The 16410-nt window shown below is 64.1% G+C and carries 11 protein-coding genes; 2 read left to right on the top strand and 9 right to left on the bottom strand.

Annotation, left to right across the window (positions count from 1 at the left end; translation table 11 throughout):
- Position 1 precedes the first annotated feature (1 nt).
- From B6S08_RS14155 to B6S08_RS14180, 6 genes are all read right to left on the bottom strand, one after another.
- On the bottom strand, positions 2–3745 hold the full coding sequence (locus B6S08_RS14155) for a YhdP family protein (protein ID WP_094201454.1): 3744 nt from the start codon (positions 3743–3745) through the stop codon (positions 2–4).
- Positions 3745–5214: a ribonuclease G gene (rng, locus tag B6S08_RS14160; protein ID WP_094201455.1), complete on the bottom strand. Its 1470-nt coding sequence runs from the start codon at positions 5212–5214 to the stop codon at positions 3745–3747. The genes B6S08_RS14155 and rng overlap by 1 nt, the downstream gene beginning before the upstream one ends.
- 70 nt (positions 5215–5284) lie before the next feature.
- Entirely contained in the window at positions 5285–5860 is a 576-nt protein-coding gene (locus B6S08_RS14165) for a Maf family protein (RefSeq protein WP_094201456.1), read from the bottom strand.
- A gap of 9 nt (positions 5861–5869) precedes the next feature.
- The gene (gene mreD / locus B6S08_RS14170; RefSeq protein WP_094201457.1) at positions 5870–6358 is read right to left on the bottom strand and encodes a rod shape-determining protein MreD; all 489 of its coding nucleotides are present in this window, start codon (positions 6356–6358) and stop codon (positions 5870–5872) included.
- Positions 6355–7227: a rod shape-determining protein MreC gene (gene mreC, locus B6S08_RS14175; protein ID WP_094201485.1), complete on the bottom strand. Its 873-nt coding sequence runs from the start codon at positions 7225–7227 to the stop codon at positions 6355–6357. Before mreC ends, mreD begins: the two co-directional genes overlap by 4 nt.
- A gap of 34 nt (positions 7228–7261) precedes the next feature.
- Positions 7262–8305 carry a rod shape-determining protein gene (locus tag B6S08_RS14180; RefSeq protein WP_094201458.1) on the bottom strand — a complete coding sequence of 348 codons (1044 nt, stop codon included), beginning with the start codon at positions 8303–8305 and terminating at the stop codon, positions 7262–7264.
- 176 nt (positions 8306–8481) lie between these two features.
- Between B6S08_RS14180 and B6S08_RS14185 the strand changes: the two genes are divergently transcribed.
- A complete protein-coding gene (locus B6S08_RS14185) occupies positions 8482–9417 on the top strand; it encodes a 1-aminocyclopropane-1-carboxylate deaminase/D-cysteine desulfhydrase (protein ID WP_245849870.1) in 936 nt (311 codons plus the stop codon).
- On the opposite strand, the gene B6S08_RS14190 is transcribed toward B6S08_RS14185, so the two are convergent.
- From B6S08_RS14190 to B6S08_RS14200, 3 genes are all read right to left on the bottom strand, one after another.
- On the bottom strand, positions 9381–11291 hold the full coding sequence (locus tag B6S08_RS14190) for an EAL domain-containing protein (protein ID WP_094201459.1): 1911 nt from the start codon (positions 11289–11291) through the stop codon (positions 9381–9383). The genes B6S08_RS14185 and B6S08_RS14190 overlap by 37 nt on opposite strands.
- A 162-nt stretch (positions 11292–11453) precedes the next feature.
- Positions 11454–12035 (bottom strand): single-stranded DNA-binding protein, encoded by a 582-nt coding sequence (locus B6S08_RS14195; RefSeq protein WP_094201460.1) that lies wholly within the window; start codon positions 12033–12035, stop codon positions 11454–11456.
- Between the two features lie 14 nt (positions 12036–12049).
- Positions 12050–13423, bottom strand: coding sequence for an MFS transporter (locus B6S08_RS14200; protein ID WP_094201461.1), 1374 nt, complete (start codon positions 13421–13423; stop codon positions 12050–12052).
- A gap of 149 nt (positions 13424–13572) precedes the next feature.
- On the opposite strand from B6S08_RS14200, the gene uvrA reads away from it, so the two are divergent.
- Positions 13573–16401, top strand: a complete 2829-nt coding sequence (gene uvrA, locus B6S08_RS14205) for an excinuclease ABC subunit UvrA (RefSeq protein ID WP_094201487.1) — start codon at positions 13573–13575, stop codon at positions 16399–16401.
- Positions 16402–16410 lie beyond the last annotated feature (9 nt).

A 16410-nucleotide genomic window follows, 5' to 3' on the forward strand; every position in this document is an offset into this window, starting at 1 on the left:
ATTACTCCTTGTCGTTTTGAGGCAGGCGGATTTGCTCCCGCTCCCGGCCCAGTTCACTGACCGTCGGGCTGGCCAGGGGGCCACTCACGCGATAACGAATACGCGTGAATACATCTACCACAGGCCCCAGTACCTTGGACAGGGCCAGCACATAAAGGCCGGTCACCGGCGTCACCGCAAAGGCCGCCAGCACCGGCAGGTTGCCGGTCAGGTTGGGCGTGAATTCAAAACGGTAATCGAGCCGCTCGGCGGCCAGGTCCACCCGTCCTTGCCCGGCCATGTCGCCGGCGGCCCCTTTCAGCAGAAAGTCGTCGTTGCGCAACAGGCCCTGCTCAAAGGTGCCGGTGGCACGAATACTGTCAAAGTAAAAACCGCCTTCAAACACGTCGCGAAAATCCAGCCGCAGCCGCCGCAGTATCGAGTCCATGCTCAGCACCGACAGCAGGCCGGCGCCCTTGTCGCTCACCCCGGTGAGCACGCCGGCGCCGGTTTCCACGCTGACGGTGCCATCCAGGCGGGAGGTCACCGGCTGCCAGGGCAGCCCGGGCCAGCTCAGCTCGCCTTCCAGCAGCGCCTGGGTGTCACGGAATGGCGAGGGTTCATCCAGGGCCTGCCAGAGCGCCTGCAGGGATTGCGCCCCTCCTCGCCACTGCAGCCGGGTAAGGTCGCCGCTGTCGTGCTGCAGCCAACGCCCTTGCGCCCGGCCCTGCAGCAAGGGACCGTCGAGCCAGAGGTCGTCGAGCTGCACGCCGTTTTCCGCGTGCAGCGGTGACAACTGGAACCCTGCCTTACCCAAGGCCAGCTCGCGCCAGCGGCAGTCGTCACAGCGAAACACCAGGGCCGGCACTCGGGCCGGAGACAACCGGCCCATACCGATGCCTTCACCGCCGGGCCTTGGCGACAGCCACAGCCGGTCAAAACTGGCGGTGATCGGTTCATCATTGCCCCAGGCCAGCTCTCCCTGCGCCTGCTGCGCCGCCACCGCCAGCCGGTGGCGGCCGGCTTCTCCCGGGCTGAAGGTCAGCCGCAGATCGCTGAGTGGCTGGCGCCACAGCTCACCGCTGTCGGCACGCAAGTCCGCCCGGTAGCGCTCCGGCCAGTGCAACGCTATCGCTCCTGCCTCGTTCGACGACGCCCCGCCGAGCCGCGCCAGCCAGTCGTCCAGCCCGAGCTCGGCCAGGTGTGCCGCCACATCCACCGGCGCTCGGGGAAGCCTGGCCTTTGCGCCGCCGGCATCGAGCCAGAGCCGGCTGACGTGCACACCGTCGGCGGCAAAGCCGAGTCGCAGCTCGGCATCGATATCCGGCGCCATGGCAAGCCGCGCACGGGCCTGGGCCGTGTCGCCGGACAGCAACAGCCGCAACGGCCGATCCGGTCCGGCATCCTTGCCCAGGGGCGGCGGCAGCCGGCTTGCCAGCCCTGCCAGGCTCGAGTCCAGCTCGGCGGTGTAATTCACCCGCCCTTCGGTCATGTTCAGCTGCACTCGGCCCTGCCAGCCGGCCTCGCCCTGCAACCCCGCCAGCCAGGGGTGTGCCCGGCCCAGGGCATCGCCCTGCAAGCGGCCGGCCAGACCGATATCGGCATGATAGCCGGCCTCGGTGATCCGGCCCTGATAATCCACCGTCAGCGGCTGGCCCAGCCAGCGGCCTTGCAACTGCTTCAGCCCGGTTTCTTTCTCGTCAAAATTGAGGGTGCCGTGCACTCCGGTCAGGGGCATGGCCAGGGGCGTGATCAAGACCTCATTGTCACTGAAAGTCACCTCGCCCTTTACCCCCACCGGGCCGCCGCTCAGGGGAATGTCGAGGGCCAGCCGGCCCGTCAGCGGGCCCGACACCCGCACCTGCTGCAGGGTGGCCCCCACCGAGCCGGCCAGGGGAGACTGTTGCAGGTAACCGGACACCGCCTCGCCGTCCCCCTCAATGCCGGCGTTCAGCGCGAGGCGGGCGCTGCGGTTCAGGGGCACGATGCGGGCATCGATGTTTTCGGCCCGGGCCTGACCAAGGCGCCCGCTGGGGCCGGTCATGTACAGGCCGTCGTTTTCAAACAGCAGATCGAGATCCAGGGCAGTCAGCGGCTGCCAGTGGGGATCAAAACGGAATTCGGCGTCGCGCAGAGGCACCCGGGCTTGAAAAATGCCCGACCCGTCGCGATAGGGAAAACGATTGAGGCGACCGTACCAGAGCACTTCGGCGTGTTCGGCATGGCCGCCGCGAATGGCGCCCTGCAGGTAGTCCACCAGCCGAGTGCCCATTACCGGCTCGGGCAGATAAACCCCAGCCCGACCGGCCCGGTGCAGATCCACTCGGGCCGAGGCGCTGAGCAGGGGCGACCCTGCCGGCGGCAACTGCAGGCTGACCCAGGCTTCAAGATCCAGGTCGTCGCCGGCCACCCGCAGCCGGTCACTCCACAGCCACCAGTCGCGGCCGCGTTTTTGCCACTGCAGCTCGGCGGTCAGCGCACGCATCGGCCAGGGGCCGCGAAAAGCCTTGTCCCAGTGCCAGTCGGCGGCCTCGGGCTGGTTCAGGATCAGCCGGCCGTGCTCCGCCGCCAGGGTAAAGCGGCCATTCAGCCCCTGCGTTTGCGGCACCCAGCCAAAGGCCTGCGTGCTGACCTGGTGGAGTTCCCCGTCCAGCTGCCAGTCGCTGCCGTCGGCATTGGCGGCAAAACGCAGCCCCGACAGCCGGCCCTTGGGGGCAATGCCCGCCAGCTGACGCGCGGCGGTGGGCCAGTAGTATTCGCCCCACTGGGCCAGCAACGCCAGATCGGTAAAGCTGAGCCGATCCAGGTAACCGCTGAGCCGCTCCCCGTCGCGGTCGAGCTGAACCTGCCAGCGCTCCCAGGCCTCGCCGTCCACGCTGATGTCGATATCGCTGCTGGCCAGCTGCCAGCCGGCGGCGGTCGGTTGCCATTGCAGACGACCCCCCTTAACCACCACCTCGTGGCCCTCTCCCCAGCCGGCCCGGTTCTGCCCCAGGGTCAGCAGCGCCGCCTGCAGCTCGCCCTGCCGCCATTCCAGCCAGGCCTCAAAGGAAAGCTCGGCCGAGACGCTATCGTCCTCGGGGCGCACCCGGGCCAACACCGGACTGGCATCCACCCGGTCGGCCTGCAGATAAATACCGCCGCTCAGGCGGTCGATGGGCCCTTCCAGCCGCCCTTGAAACACAAACTGCTGGCCGGCACCGGGACCAAAGCTCAATCGGCCCTCGCCCTGATGCAGCTCGGCGCCGTTGTGCCAGCGCAGGGCAGGAATATTCAGCTCCAGCAGAGGCTTGCCCGGAGCGGCCAGCACCAGCTGGGCATCCACCAGGCTCAGCCGCTCCACGCCCTGCAGTGCCAGAGTGCGCAGGGCGGTGATATCGGTACGCGGCGCCTCGCCTTCACCGCTCAGTCCCAGGGTCAACCGCAGGCCGTCCAGGGTGAGCTCGTTGAGCACCGGCCGCCACTGGCGCAGACTTTGCCACAGTTGCATGTCCACCGAGGCCCGACGCAGGATCAGATCCGGCTGTTGCGGCCGCTGCAGACGCACGTCTTCCAGCACCAGTACGGGACCGAAGTCCTGCCAGCCCAGCCCCAGGCCGCCGATGTTCAGGGTCAGCTGGTGTTCGCTCAGCAACCGGTCCAGCCACTGTTGTTGCAGGGCCGCCAGCCAGGGCGAGCCGAAGCGCAGCAGGCTGACCAACAGGGCCAGCATCACGGCGGCTCCGGCCAGGCCAAACCAGGCCCAGCTCAGGCTGCGTTTCAGCACTACATCATCACCACGTCAAACTGCTCCTGGTTATACAGGGGCTCGCTGTTGACCCTGACCTGCTTGCCGATAAACACCTCCAGTTCGGCCAGCATGTGCGACTCGTCTTCCTGCAGGGCCGCGGCCACGGCGGTGGAGGCATAGACCACGAACTTGTCGGCGTCGTAGGCCTTGTTGACCCGCAGGATCTCTCGCAGGATTTCGTAGCTGACGGTTTCCACGGTTTTCACCCGGGCTCGACCATTGCACTCGGGACAGGCATCGCAGAGCACATGCTCCAGGCTCTCCCGAGTGCGCTTGCGGGTCATCTCCACCAGTCCCAGCTGGGAAAAGCCGTTGACGTTGGTCTTGGCCCTGTCTTTGGACAGGGCCAGCTCCAGACTGTGCAACACGCGGCGCCGGTGGTCCTCATCGTACATGTCGATAAAGTCGATGATGATAATGCCCCCCAGGTTGCGCAGCCGCAGCTGACGGGCAATGGCCTGGGTAGCCTCGATATTGGTGTTGAAGATGGTTTCTTCGAGGTTACGGTGCCCGACAAAGGCGCCGGTATTGATATCGATGGTGGTCATGGCCTCGGTCTGATCGATGATCAGATAGCCCCCCGACTTGAGCTCCACCTTGCGATCCAGGGCCCGCTGGATCTCGTTTTCGACGTCATACAGATCAAAGATCGGCGACTCGCCGTGGTAGTACTCGATGCGCCCGGACAGCTCGGGCACGAACTCATCCACAAAGGTGCGCAGGGCGTCGCAGGTTTCCCGAGAATCGACCCGAATACGATCCAGCTCGGCCCCGACAAAGTCGCGCACGATGCGAAACGCCAGCCGCAGATCCTCGTAGAGCATGGAGCAGGACGGGTACTTGCCCCGGCGCTCCTGAATCTTGCGCCACAGCCGCTTGAGAAAGGCGGCATCCTGGGCCAGCTCCTGCTCGCCGATGCCCTCGGCGGCGGTGCGAATGATAAAGCCACCCTGTTCGTCCACATGCTCGGCGGCCAGGGCCTTGAGCCGCTCCCGCTCCTGTTCGGAGTCGATGCGCTGGGACACGCCCACGTAGGCGCTGCCGGGCATGAACACCAGATAGCGGGACGGCAGGGTAATGTCGGTGGTGAGGCGAGCTCCTTTGGTACCGAGGGGATCCTTGACCACCTGCACCATGATATCCTGGCCCTGACGCACCAGTTCGGCGATATTGCCGGCCTGAAAATGGGCCTGCTCACGGGTGTCGACGCACTCGGTATGGGGCACGATGTCGGAGGCATGCAGAAAGGCGGCGCGCTCTCCGCCGATGTCCACAAAGGCCGCCTGCATGCCGGGCAGCACCCGGCTGACCTTGCCCTTGTAGATATTGCCGACGATGCCGCGCCGGGCCTGACGTTCGATATGCACTTCCTGCAGGATACCGTTTTCCACCAGTGCCACCCGGGTCTCAGCCGGGGTCATATTGATAATCAGTTCTGCAGACATGTGGGCTCCGCCAGTGAGGGGGTGATATGGCCTTAAACTATCACAGAATGGCGGCTTTCAAGAGCCGGAATCAACCGGTTACGATGCCGGCGTCCCGCAACAAGGCTTCGGTTTCCACCAGTGGCAGGCCCACCACGGCGCTATAGCTGCCGTGAATACGCGACACAAAACGTCCACCCAGTCCCTGAATGCCGTAACCGCCGGCCTTGTCAACGGGCTCGCCAGTGTGCCAGTAGCGGTCGATGTCGGCCTCGCTCAGGGCGCGGAAGGTCACTTCCGTGGTCACCAGCACACTCCGGCAGTGTTCGCCCCACGCCAGCGCCATGGCGGTCATCACTCGATGGCTGCGGCCCGACAGCCGGCGCAGCATGGCCTTGCCGTGGGCCTCGCACTGGGGCTTTTCCAGCACCTCGCCGTCCACCACCACTATGGTGTCACCGCCCAGCACCGGCAGCGGCTCGGGCGCCAGCGCGGCACCGGCCAGGGCCTTGTCCCGGGCCAGCCGCTGCACATAGCCGGCGGCGTCTTCGTCCGGCCGCTGGCGCTCTTCCACCTCGGGACGCACCAGTTCAAAGCGTACCCCCAGCTGCGCCAGCAGCTCGCGGCGACGGGGCGAGGCGGAAGCCAGGTAAAGGGCGATGGTCATGACGACTCCTCAGGTCAGGGCAAACTGACGCCGGCACTTGCGCAGCAACAGGAAGATCCAGGGCCAGAACACCATGCTGCTGACGATGGACCAAAAGTAGTGATAGTCCACCTGAATGGCGCTGTTGAGGTAGCCGGTCCAGAAGATTAGCAGCTTGTTGAGCATGGCCAGGCCGCCGACCACAAAGGCCTGCTGCCACACCGAGTAGTTGCGCATGCGCTGAAACTGGGAAGCGGCCAGATACACCGGAATCACCAGCGCCAGGGCGCGCACCCCCAGCACCGAGCCCAGCAGCAGATCCAGCAGCAGGCCGGCCACAAAGGCGGTGCCCACGTTGGCCCGGTGCGGCAGGGCAATGGTCCAGTACAGCAGGGTGACCAACAGCCAGTCGGGGCGAAAGGGCGCTATTATGTCCGGCAGCGGCAGAATCGACAGGATCAGCGCCAGCGCCAGGCTGGCCATGATGCCCAGGCGACTGCGCAATGGAAAGGCACTCATGGCGTGGGTTCTCCGGGTTCGGCCACCGCCGGCTCAGGCTCTGCGACCCGCGGCTCGGGCCACAGCAGCAGCAGGTACCGCACTCTATCCAGGGCGGCAAAGGGGGTTATGCGAATATCGGCAAAGGCCTGGCCTTCCTCATGGCCCACATGGGTCACCCGCCCCACCGGATAGCCCTCGGGAAAGCGCCCCGCCAGGCCCGAGCTGAGCAGCACGTCACCCTGCTGAATGTCGGTATTTCGGGTGATGTTGTCGAGCACCAGCCGATCCAGCCGACCACTGCCGCTGGCGATGGCGCGAATGTCGTTACGCGCCACCCGCACCGGAATGCCGTGGCTGGTATCGGTGATCAGCAGCACTCGGCTGGTGGTCTTGCCCACCGAGATGATCTGGCCGACCACACCCTGCTCGTTGAGCACCGGCTGGCCTTCAAACACCCCCTGCAGGCTGCCCTTGTCGATCACCACCTGATGGGAAAACGGATCCGTGTCCACCGCCATGATCTCGGCCACCATGCGGCGGGCGTCGCGCTGTACCGGTGATCCCAGCAGCTCGCGCAAGCGTTGGTTCTCCTGCTCCAGATGGCGCAGCCGCAACAAATCGTCACGCAGCAGAAACAGCTCCCGCTCCATGCGCTCGGCCTGGTTCAGCAGGGCCTGGCGCGACATCAGCTGGGTAGAAGCGGAGTCCAGCAACAGCCGCGGGCTGTTGGCCATGTACTGCAGGGGGCTCACCAGGGAATTGAGATAGACCTTGATGCCGGCAAAGGACTGGTAGCGGCTGTCTGCGATAATCAGCATCAGGCACGCCAGTACCGCCAGGGTCAGGCGAATGGGCAAAGAGGGGCCACGGCCAAATATGGGCTTCATGAAAAAGAGCGAGCCGGTCACCCGGCCCGGTTCATCAGTCGTAGTGGAAGAGGTCGCCGCCGTGCATGTCGATCATCTCCAGAGCCTTGCCGCCGCCACGGGCCACACAGGTCATGGGATCATCGGCCACCACCACGGGAATGCCGGTTTCTTCCATCAGCAGGCGATCCAGATCGCGCAGCAGGGCGCCACCGCCGGTGAGCACCATGCCCCGCTCGGAGATGTCTGAGGCCAGCTCGGGGGGAGACTGCTCCAGCGCCACCATGACGGCGCTGACAATGCCCGACAACGGCTCTTGCAGGGCTTCCAGGATCTCGTTGGAGTTGAGGGTAAAGCTGCGCGGTACCCCTTCGGCCAGGTTGCGGCCGCGCACTTCGATTTCCAGTACCTCTTCGCCCGGATAGGCGGAGCCGACCACGTGCTTGATGCGCTCGGCGGTGGCTTCGCCGATCAGCGAGCCGTAGTTGCGACGCACATAATTGATGATGGCCTCGTCAAACCGGTCGCCCCCCACCCGTACCGACTGGGAATAGACCACGCCGTTCAGGGAGATAATGGCCACCTCGGTGGTACCGCCACCGATGTCCACCACCATGGAGCCGGTGGCTTCGGACACCGGCAGGCCGGCACCGATGGCCGCGGCCATGGGTTCATCGATCAGGTACACCTCGCGGGCGCCGGCGCCCAGCGCCGACTCCTTGATGGCCCGGCGTTCCACCTGGGTAGAGCCGCAAGGCACGCACACCAGCACGCGGGGGCTGGGGCGAAAGAAGTTGTTGTCGTGCACCTGTTTGATGAAATGCTGCAGCATTTTTTCGGTGACGTAGAAATCGGCGATCACGCCGTCCTTCATCGGGCGAATGGCGGCGATGTTGCCGGGCGTGCGCCCCAGCATCTGTTTGGCGGCATGACCGACCGCGGCTACGCTCTGGGCCGAGCCGGTTCTTTCCTGGCGAATGGCCACGACCGAGGGCTCGTTCAGAACTATGCCCTGATCCTTGACGTAAATAAGGGTATTGGCCGTTCCCAGATCGATCGAAAGATCGTTGGAAAACATGCCTCTTAGCTTCTTGAACATATGCTGAAGGGGATCCTGGATTGAGAAACCGGAAAATTCGGCTAACTTTACCAACGCATTCAGCCCCCGGCAAGGCGGAACCGCGAGCAGAGCCGAACACGAATGGATACGAGTTTCAATAAATCAATAAGTTCCTTACACTTGGGCTTCGGACTTTATTTTTCACTGGTTTTGCCTTGCCTTCACTGCATCACTGGCAACGACTGTACGCTCGAGGAAACGCCGGTCTACAGCGGGTCGAGCACCCCCTGCTTACCCGCCACGGCCTGATACTGCACGTGCAGCGGGACGACCGTCTGCATGTTTCCATATCCGGCAATAAGTGGCGAAAACTTAAATATGTGCTGCGCCAGGCGCTGTCGGAACGGGCGACCGGCCTGCTCAGCTTTGGCGGCGCCTGGTCCAATCACCTGCACGCCCTGGCCGCCGCCGGCCACGCTTTGGGATTACCCACAGTGGGGGTGGTGCGGGGCGAGCCAGAATATGCAGCCAATCCCACCCTGACCGATGCGCGGGCCTGGGGCATGGCCCTGGAGTTCGTCGACCGGCAAGGCTATCGCCGCCGTCACGACTCAGGCTTTCTGGCCGAGCTGGCCGCCCGTTATCCCGGCTTTTACCTGATCCCCGAAGGGGGCAGCTGCGCCCTGGCCCTGCCCGGGGTCGCGGAGCTGTGGCGGGAACTGCCTGCCTGCGATCGGCTGGTGCTGCCGGTGGCCAGCGGTGGCACCCTGGCGGGGCTGCTTTCGGCGCGCCCGGAGCGCACCGTCATCACCGGTTATGCGGTGCTCAAGGGACAGGGCTGGCTGGCCGACACCGTGTGCGGGCTGCACCCGCCCGCGGCCGGCGATGCGGGCTGGCAACTGCGGCTGGATCATCACGGCGGCGGCTATGCCAAATGCCGTGATGCCGACCGGCGAGCCATCGTCGAGCTGAGCCATACCCTTAACCTGCCCCTGGAGCCGGTATACAGCGGCAAGGCCATGCTCGGCCTGTTCCGGGACATCGAAGCCGGCCATTACACCTCCGGCAGCCACCTTGTCTTTCTTCATACCGGCGGCCTGCAGGGGGCAAGAAGCTATACCAGCGTAAAGCGCTCGGGGCAGGCGAAGTAATAGCCCTGCCCGGCGTGCACCCCCAGCTGGCGCAGGCATTCCCATTCGGCTTCGGCCTCCACTCCCACGGCAATCACACGGGTACGGTTGCCCATGCAGTTGCCCAGCAGGCTACGGACCGCCATCTGGTTATTGGGCTTTCGGTGTATATCCCGCACCAGGCTGGGGTGCAGCTTGAGGTAGTCCAGATCGTAGTCCTTGATGTACTGAGTGCTGACCACGTCCTGGCCGGCGTGATCCACCGCCAGCCGGCAGCCCAGCGCCTTGAGCGCCCGTAGCGGCTTGGCCAGATCCAGAAAGTGACGGCTAACCCCGGCTTCCGACAGTTCGATCACCAGTTCACCCAGCAAGGCCCGAGGCAGCTGGATCAATTCAAACACCAGCCAGCGATGAAAGCCCCGGTTCAACAGGCTGGCCACCGACACGTTGATCGCCAGGGTGGCCCGGCGATCGCCCTCCTGCAGCAAGGTCAGGCCACGCAACAAGATGCTGCGATCCAGATCCTGCAGCAGGCCGCATTTTTCCGCCATGGGCAGAAAATGTCCCGCCGCCAGTTCCCGCCCCCGCTCGTCGTGAATCCGGGCCAGCAGCTCCTGGCTTTCCGGCTCGCCCCCCCGTTCCTGGTAGATACCCTGACGATCGAGCAAAATGGCGTCCTGCTCCAGCAGCCGGCTCAGCAGGGTGCGCCAGCGCACCGTGCCCTTGCCGCTGCTCTCTTCGGTCAGGCCCTTGTAATACATGAAGTAACCGTCGCCGCCCTGCAGGGCGGCGCTGCGCAGGGCCAGCTCGGCTTCTTCCTGCACCTGATCCAGCTGTTCGCCAAAGGCAAAGCAGACGCCGCCGATAAATACCGCCGGCTCCCTGATTTCATCGGGCCAGTGCAGGCGGTGCAGCAGCTTCATCACCTGGCGGGCGGCGTCCAGCGCCTCGCTTTCCACCAGATTGGGAAACAACAGGGCGAAGGTGTTGCCGGTGTAGCGGGCCTGCAGGGCGCCGGGGTAGCGCCGAATCAGGTGGCCCAGATAGACCGAGGCCGAGCTCAGCAACTCGTCGCCCCGCTCAAACCCCAGGCGATGGTTGATGTGCTCCAGATCCTGCAATTCCACCAACAACAGGGCGCCGGAATGGCTGGCGGCGTCGTTGAGCGCCGCTTCCAGCCGATTGTCAAAAAACACCCGGTTGCCGATGCCGATCTTGCGGTCCACAAACACATTGGCGCGAATAAAGGTGTCGAAACGGCTACGCTCCTTGCGCGCCTCCTTCAGCTCGGCCATCAGCCGGTCCAGCGCCCGGCTGGCGGCCTGGGGCCATTCCTCTCCCGGATGGTGCTGCAACATGCTGAGCCGGCCGTCGAGGATAAGCCGGCCACGCTGATCGAGCAGCTCGGCACCGCGCAGCTGGCGACGAAACCAGCGCAGGCTCAGCAGCAGACCGGCGAACACCAGCATGATGGCGCCGGTTAGCCCGGAGACCGCGGCCAGGGAGTGGTCAATATCGTAAAAGGGCGGCTGCAGCACCAGCCTCACCTGTAGCCCGTCACCGCCCAGGGGGCGGCTGTATTCCTGAGTCACCTCGGTTTCAGGCGGTACCTGCACACTCTGGTAGCGCCAGCGCAGCTGTTCGCCGTCATGCACCGAAAACTCGATCAGATCGCTCACATCCATCAGGGCCGGCAGCCATCGTTCAATGGCCGGCTGGGCCGCGCTGTCAGGTTGCCAGGCCTCGTCGACCATGCGCACCACGGCGTCCACCTGACGTTGCTGATAAGCCAGCCCCATCTGGTAAAAACTGATGCCGGCGCCAACCAGTACCATCAGTACGGCCGCCAGCACACAGAGGGTGATGGTGGTAATAAACTGATTGGTAAATTTCATGGGCTATCCCTGCCGCCGGCACAGTGCCGGCGCATCCTGTTAATATTTATATTAGAGCCGGGCGAACCCTTGCCCGCTATTGTTCAGTATTGTTTACTTTTGGCCAGCGCCCAAACGGCAAAAGGCCCCGCCGAGCGGGGCCTTGTCTGAAACGATGATTCCTCAGAACGGAATATCGTCATCAAAGTCCATCGGCGGCTCGTTGTATACCGGCTGGCTCTGGGGCTTGGCTGCCGGTTGCGGCTGGCCTTGCGGCTTGTTGCCGCCGTACTGGGACTGGCCACCCTGCTGGCCATACTGGCCGCCGCCTTGCTGCTGGCCCCAGTTGCCCTGTTGCTGGCCGCCACCCTGCTGACCCTGGCTCCAGCCGCCCTGGCCCTGACCGCCGCCCTGAGGGCGACCACCCAGCATCTGCATGGTGCCGCCCATGTCCACCACCACTTCGGTGGTGTAACGGTCCTGGCCACCCTGATCCTGCCACTTGCGGGTTTGCAGGCGGCCTTCCACATACACCTGAGAGCCCTTGCGCAGGTACTCGCCGGCAATCTCGGCCAGCTTGCCGAAAAACACCACTCGGTGCCACTCGGTGCGCTCGCGCTGCTCACCGTTCTGCTTGTCACGCCAGGTTTCGCTGGTGGCCAGGGTAATGTTGGCGACGGCGTTGCCGTTAGGCATATAGCGCACTTCGGGATCCTGACCCAGATGCCCGACCAGGATGACTTTGTTGATGCCTCTATTGGCCATAACTTGCTCCGTACTCACAGGTTGATCAGGCGTTTGGCCTGATCCAGTTCAAAAATATTGCCATCTACCTTGAGGTAGGCGGCGCCTTCGTCGGGAATGATCAGCGCCTCGTGCACGCCCGGTAGCGCCATCAACCGCTGCAGCAGCTGACTGCGGGCGGATTCTGACTCTATCTTAACACCGATGGGCAGAATATGAGACCGCACTCGGCTGACATTGGCCATGCCTGCCGACAGCCAGAACCAGAACACCATGGTCAACGCCACCAACAGAAAGACCCCGGCCCCTCCCAGCTGCTGAAACAGGGCACCACCCAGCACACCGCCGAGAAAGGCACCGAAAAACTGGCTGGTGGAATAAATGCCCATGGCGGTGCCCTTGCCACCCGCCGGCGCCAGCATCGACAAAAACGCCGGCAGCGAAGCTTCCATAAAGTTAAACGCGGTAAAATACAGCACCATGGCCACCGCCAGCAGCCACAGCTTGCCCTGGCCCAGGGCCATCAGCACCAGCGCCACCATCATCACCAGAATGGAAGCCTGAAACAGCAGCTTGTTCATGTTGCGCCGAGCGCCGAGGATCAGAAAGGGAATGATCAGCACGAACGACAATATCAGTGCCGGCAGATACAGCCACCAGTGATGCTCGGGCACCAGGCCGGCATTGGCCAGCGACAGCGGAAAGGCCACAAACACCGCGGTCAGGGTCATGTGCAGCAGCATGATGCCAACGTCCAGGCGCAGCAGCTGCTTGTCTTTCAGCAGCCGGCCGAACAACTCGGGGGCGGCGGTCACATCCCGAATCTGGCCCTTGCTGACCGACTCCGGCAGCAGGAAACGCACCATGATCATGCCCACCAACGCCAGTACTGCCGTGGTCCAGAACACCCCGGACAGTCCGAACAGCGCCGCCAGCAACGGGCCGGCCACCATGGCGGCGGCAAAGGACATGCCGATGCATACCCCGATAATGGCCATGGCCTTGGTGCGGTTTTCTTCCCGGGTGATGTCGGCGGCCAGCGCCAGTATGGCGCCGGCAATGGCGCCGCTGCCCTGCAGCACCCGTCCGGCAACCACGCCATAGACGGAATCGGACAACGCCGCCACCACGGAGCCGGCGGCAAACAGCGCCAGGCCACCATAGATCACCGGCTTGCGGCCGATACGATCCGACAGCCAGCCGGCGGGAATCTGCAGCACCGCCTGGGTCAAACCATAGGCACCGATGGCAATGCCCACCCATAGCGGTGAGAAACCGACAAGATTCTCACCATAGAGGGCAAATACCGGCATGATCATGAACAGGCCCAGCATGCGCATGCCAAAGATGCCTGCCAGGGTAAAGGACGCCCGCCGCTCCCGCGGGCTGAAGCCTTGCTGATCGCTCATGAAAGATGGTTCCGCCGTCATTGTTCACAAAAGAGCGGCAGTTTAGCACGGAGCGACGGTCAAGATTAATCCCCCTGCATGCGCTCTTGGCTGGCTATTCATCCAGTGCCATACTAGCCGGTCTGGTTTAAAACTTGGTCAAGCTGCAGATGGACAAAATCGACGTTCGCGGAGCACGCACGCACAACCTGAAGAACATCAGCCTGGAACTGCCCCGGGACAAACTCATCGTGATCACCGGGCTGTCGGGCTCGGGCAAATCGTCCCTGGCCTTTGACACCCTCTACGCCGAGGGCCAGCGTCGCTATGTGGAGTCGCTCTCCGCCTATGCCCGCCAGTTCCTCTCGCTGATGGAAAAGCCCGACGTCGATCATATCGAGGGGCTGTCGCCGGCCATCTCCATCGAGCAGAAGTCCACATCCCACAATCCCCGCTCCACCGTGGGCACCATTACCGAAATTCACGACTACCTGCGGCTGCTGTTCGCCCGGGTGGGCGAGCCCCGCTGCCCCATCCACGGCCTGCCGCTGGCGGCCCAGACCATCAGTCAGATGGTGGACAAGGTGCTGGAACAGCCCGAAGGCAAGCGGCTGATGCTGCTGGCGCCCGTAGTGCGCAATCGCAAGGGGGAGCACAGCAAGCTGCTGGACAACCTGGCGGCCCAGGGCTTTATTCGCGCCCGCATCGACGGCGAGGTGTGCGACCTGTCGGATCCGCCGGCGCTGGAGCTGCAGAAAAAACACACCATCGAGGTGGTGGTGGACCGATTCAAGGTGCGGGATGACCTGCAGCTCAGGCTGGCCGAGTCCTTTGAGGCGGCGCTGGAGCTGTCCGGCGGCATCGCCTCGGTGGTGAGCATGGACGACGAACAGGAAGACCCTCTGGTGTTTTCCGCCAACTTCGCCTGCCCCGAGTGCGGCCATTCCATCGCCGAGCTGGAGCCGCGCATTTTTTCCTTCAACAACCCGGCGGGGGCCTGTGACCAGTGCGACGGCCTGGGCGTGCAACAGATCGTCGACCCAGGCAAGGTGGTGTCCAACCCGGAGCTGAGCCTGGCCGGCGGCGCCATTCGCGGCTGGGATAAACGCAGCTATTACTACTATCAGATGCTCAAGTCGCTGGCAGATCACTACGACTTTGACCTTGAAGCCCCCTTTGAAAGCCTGTCAAAGCCGGTGCAAAAGGCGGTGCTGTACGGCTCGGGCCGCACCAGCGTCGAGTTTCGCTACATGAACGACAGGGGCGACGTGCTGGTGCGCAAGCACCCCTTTGAAGGCATTATTCACAATATGGAGCGCCGCTACCGGGAGACCGAGTCCAACTCGGTGCGCGAGGAGCTGGCCAAGTACCAGAGCAACCAGTCCTGTCCCGGCTGCGGCGGTACTCGCCTGAAGGAAGCCGCCCGCCACGTGTTTGTGGCGGAGCACAACCTGCCCAGCGTGTCCGACATGGCCATCGGCGAGGCCCATGCCTTTTTCACCGGGCTGCAGCTCGGCGGCCAGAAGGCGCAAATCGCCGACAAGATCCTCAAGGAGATCACCGAGCGGCTGGGCTTTCTGGTCAATGTGGGGCTCAACTACCTGACCCTGTCCCGCAGCGCCGACACCCTGTCCGGCGGCGAGGCCCAGCGCATTCGCCTGGCCAGCCAGATCGGCGCCGGCCTGGTGGGAGTCATGTATGTGCTGGACGAGCCCAGCATCGGCCTGCATCAGCGCGACAACGAACGGCTGCTGGCCACCCTCACCCACCTGCGGGATCTGGGCAACACCGTGATCGTGGTGGAGCACGACGAAGACGCCATTCGCGCCGCCGATCACGTGCTCGACATCGGCCCCGGTGCCGGTGTGCACGGCGGCCAGATTGTGGCTCAAGGGAGCCCCGCCGAGGTGATGGCCAATCCGGAATCCCTCACCGGTGCCTATCTGTCCGGCCGTGAAGCCATTGCGGTGCCGGCCCGGCGCACCCCGGTGGGCGAGCACTGGCTGAAGCTGGAAGGGGCCAGTGGCAACAACCTGAAGCAAGTGGATCTGGCGTTGCCCCTGGGGCTGATGACCTGCGTCACCGGCGTATCCGGCTCGGGCAAGTCCACGCTGATCAACGACACCCTGTTTCCCCTCGCTCACCGGGAATTGAACAAGGCCACGGTGAGCCAGCCGGCGCCCTATTCCGCCATTCACGGCCTGGACAAGCTGGACAAGGTGGTGGACATCGATCAGAGCCCTATCGGCCGCACGCCCCGCTCCAACCCGGCCACCTACACCGGTATTTTTACGCCCATTCGCGAGCTGTTTTCCGGCACGCAGGAGGCCCGCTCCCGGGGTTACAAACCGGGCCGCTTCTCCTTTAACGTCAAGGGCGGCCGCTGTGAGGCCTGTCAGGGCGACGGCGTCATCAAGGTGGAAATGCACTTTCTGCCCGACGTCTATGTGCCCTGTGACGTGTGCAAGGGCAAGCGCTACAACCGGGAAACCCTGGAAATCAAATACAAGGGCAAAAGCATTCACGAGGTGCTGGAGATGACGGTGGAGGAAGCCTGCGACTTCTTCGCCCCGGTGCCGGCCATCGCCCGCAAGCTGCAGACGCTGATGGACGTGGGTCTGTCCTATATTCGCCTGGGCCAGTCGGCCACCACCCTGTCCGGCGGCGAGGCCCAACGGGTCAAGCTGGCCCGGGAGCTGTCCAAGCGGGACACCGGCCAGACCCTGTATATTCTCGATGAGCCCACCACAGGCCTGCACTTTCACGATATTCAGCTGCTGCTGACGGTATTGCACCGGCTGCGGGATCACGGCAACACCGTGGTGATCATCGAGCACAACCTGGACGTGATCAAAACCGCCGACTGGATCGTGGATCTGGGACCGGAAGGGGGCAGTGGCGGCGGCCGAATCCTGGTGACCGGCACCCCTGAAGCAGTGGCCGAACACCAGGCCTCCCATACCGCCCGTTTTTTACGGCCTATGCTGAAGGGGCACTAGACACATTTG

It is taken from the genome of Oceanimonas doudoroffii (assembly GCF_002242685.1).
In the GTDB taxonomy this organism is placed as follows: domain Bacteria; phylum Pseudomonadota; class Gammaproteobacteria; order Enterobacterales; family Aeromonadaceae; genus Oceanimonas; species Oceanimonas doudoroffii.

What these genes read in the sequence shown, in the direction of transcription:
- B6S08_RS14165 (WP_094201456.1), bottom strand. Translation starts at nt 5,860, where the DNA reads ATGACCATCGCCCTTTACCTGGCTTCCGCCTCGCCCCGTCGCCGCGAG.
- B6S08_RS14195 (WP_094201460.1), bottom strand. Translation starts at nt 12,035, where the DNA reads ATGGCCAATAGAGGCATCAACAAAGTCATCCTGGTCGGGCATCTGGGT.
- B6S08_RS14190 (WP_094201459.1), bottom strand. Translation starts at nt 11,291, where the DNA reads ATGAAATTTACCAATCAGTTTATTACCACCATCACCCTCTGTGTGCTG.
- mreC (WP_094201485.1), bottom strand. Translation starts at nt 7,227, where the DNA reads ATGAAGCCCATATTTGGCCGTGGCCCCTCTTTGCCCATTCGCCTGACC.
- rng (WP_094201455.1), bottom strand. Translation starts at nt 5,214, where the DNA reads ATGTCTGCAGAACTGATTATCAATATGACCCCGGCTGAGACCCGGGTG.
- B6S08_RS14200 (WP_094201461.1), bottom strand. Translation starts at nt 13,423, where the DNA reads ATGAGCGATCAGCAAGGCTTCAGCCCGCGGGAGCGGCGGGCGTCCTTT.
- mreD (WP_094201457.1), bottom strand. Translation starts at nt 6,358, where the DNA reads ATGAGTGCCTTTCCATTGCGCAGTCGCCTGGGCATCATGGCCAGCCTG.
- uvrA (WP_094201487.1), top strand. Translation starts at nt 13,573, where the DNA reads ATGGACAAAATCGACGTTCGCGGAGCACGCACGCACAACCTGAAGAAC.
- B6S08_RS14180 (WP_094201458.1), bottom strand. Translation starts at nt 8,305, where the DNA reads ATGTTCAAGAAGCTAAGAGGCATGTTTTCCAACGATCTTTCGATCGAT.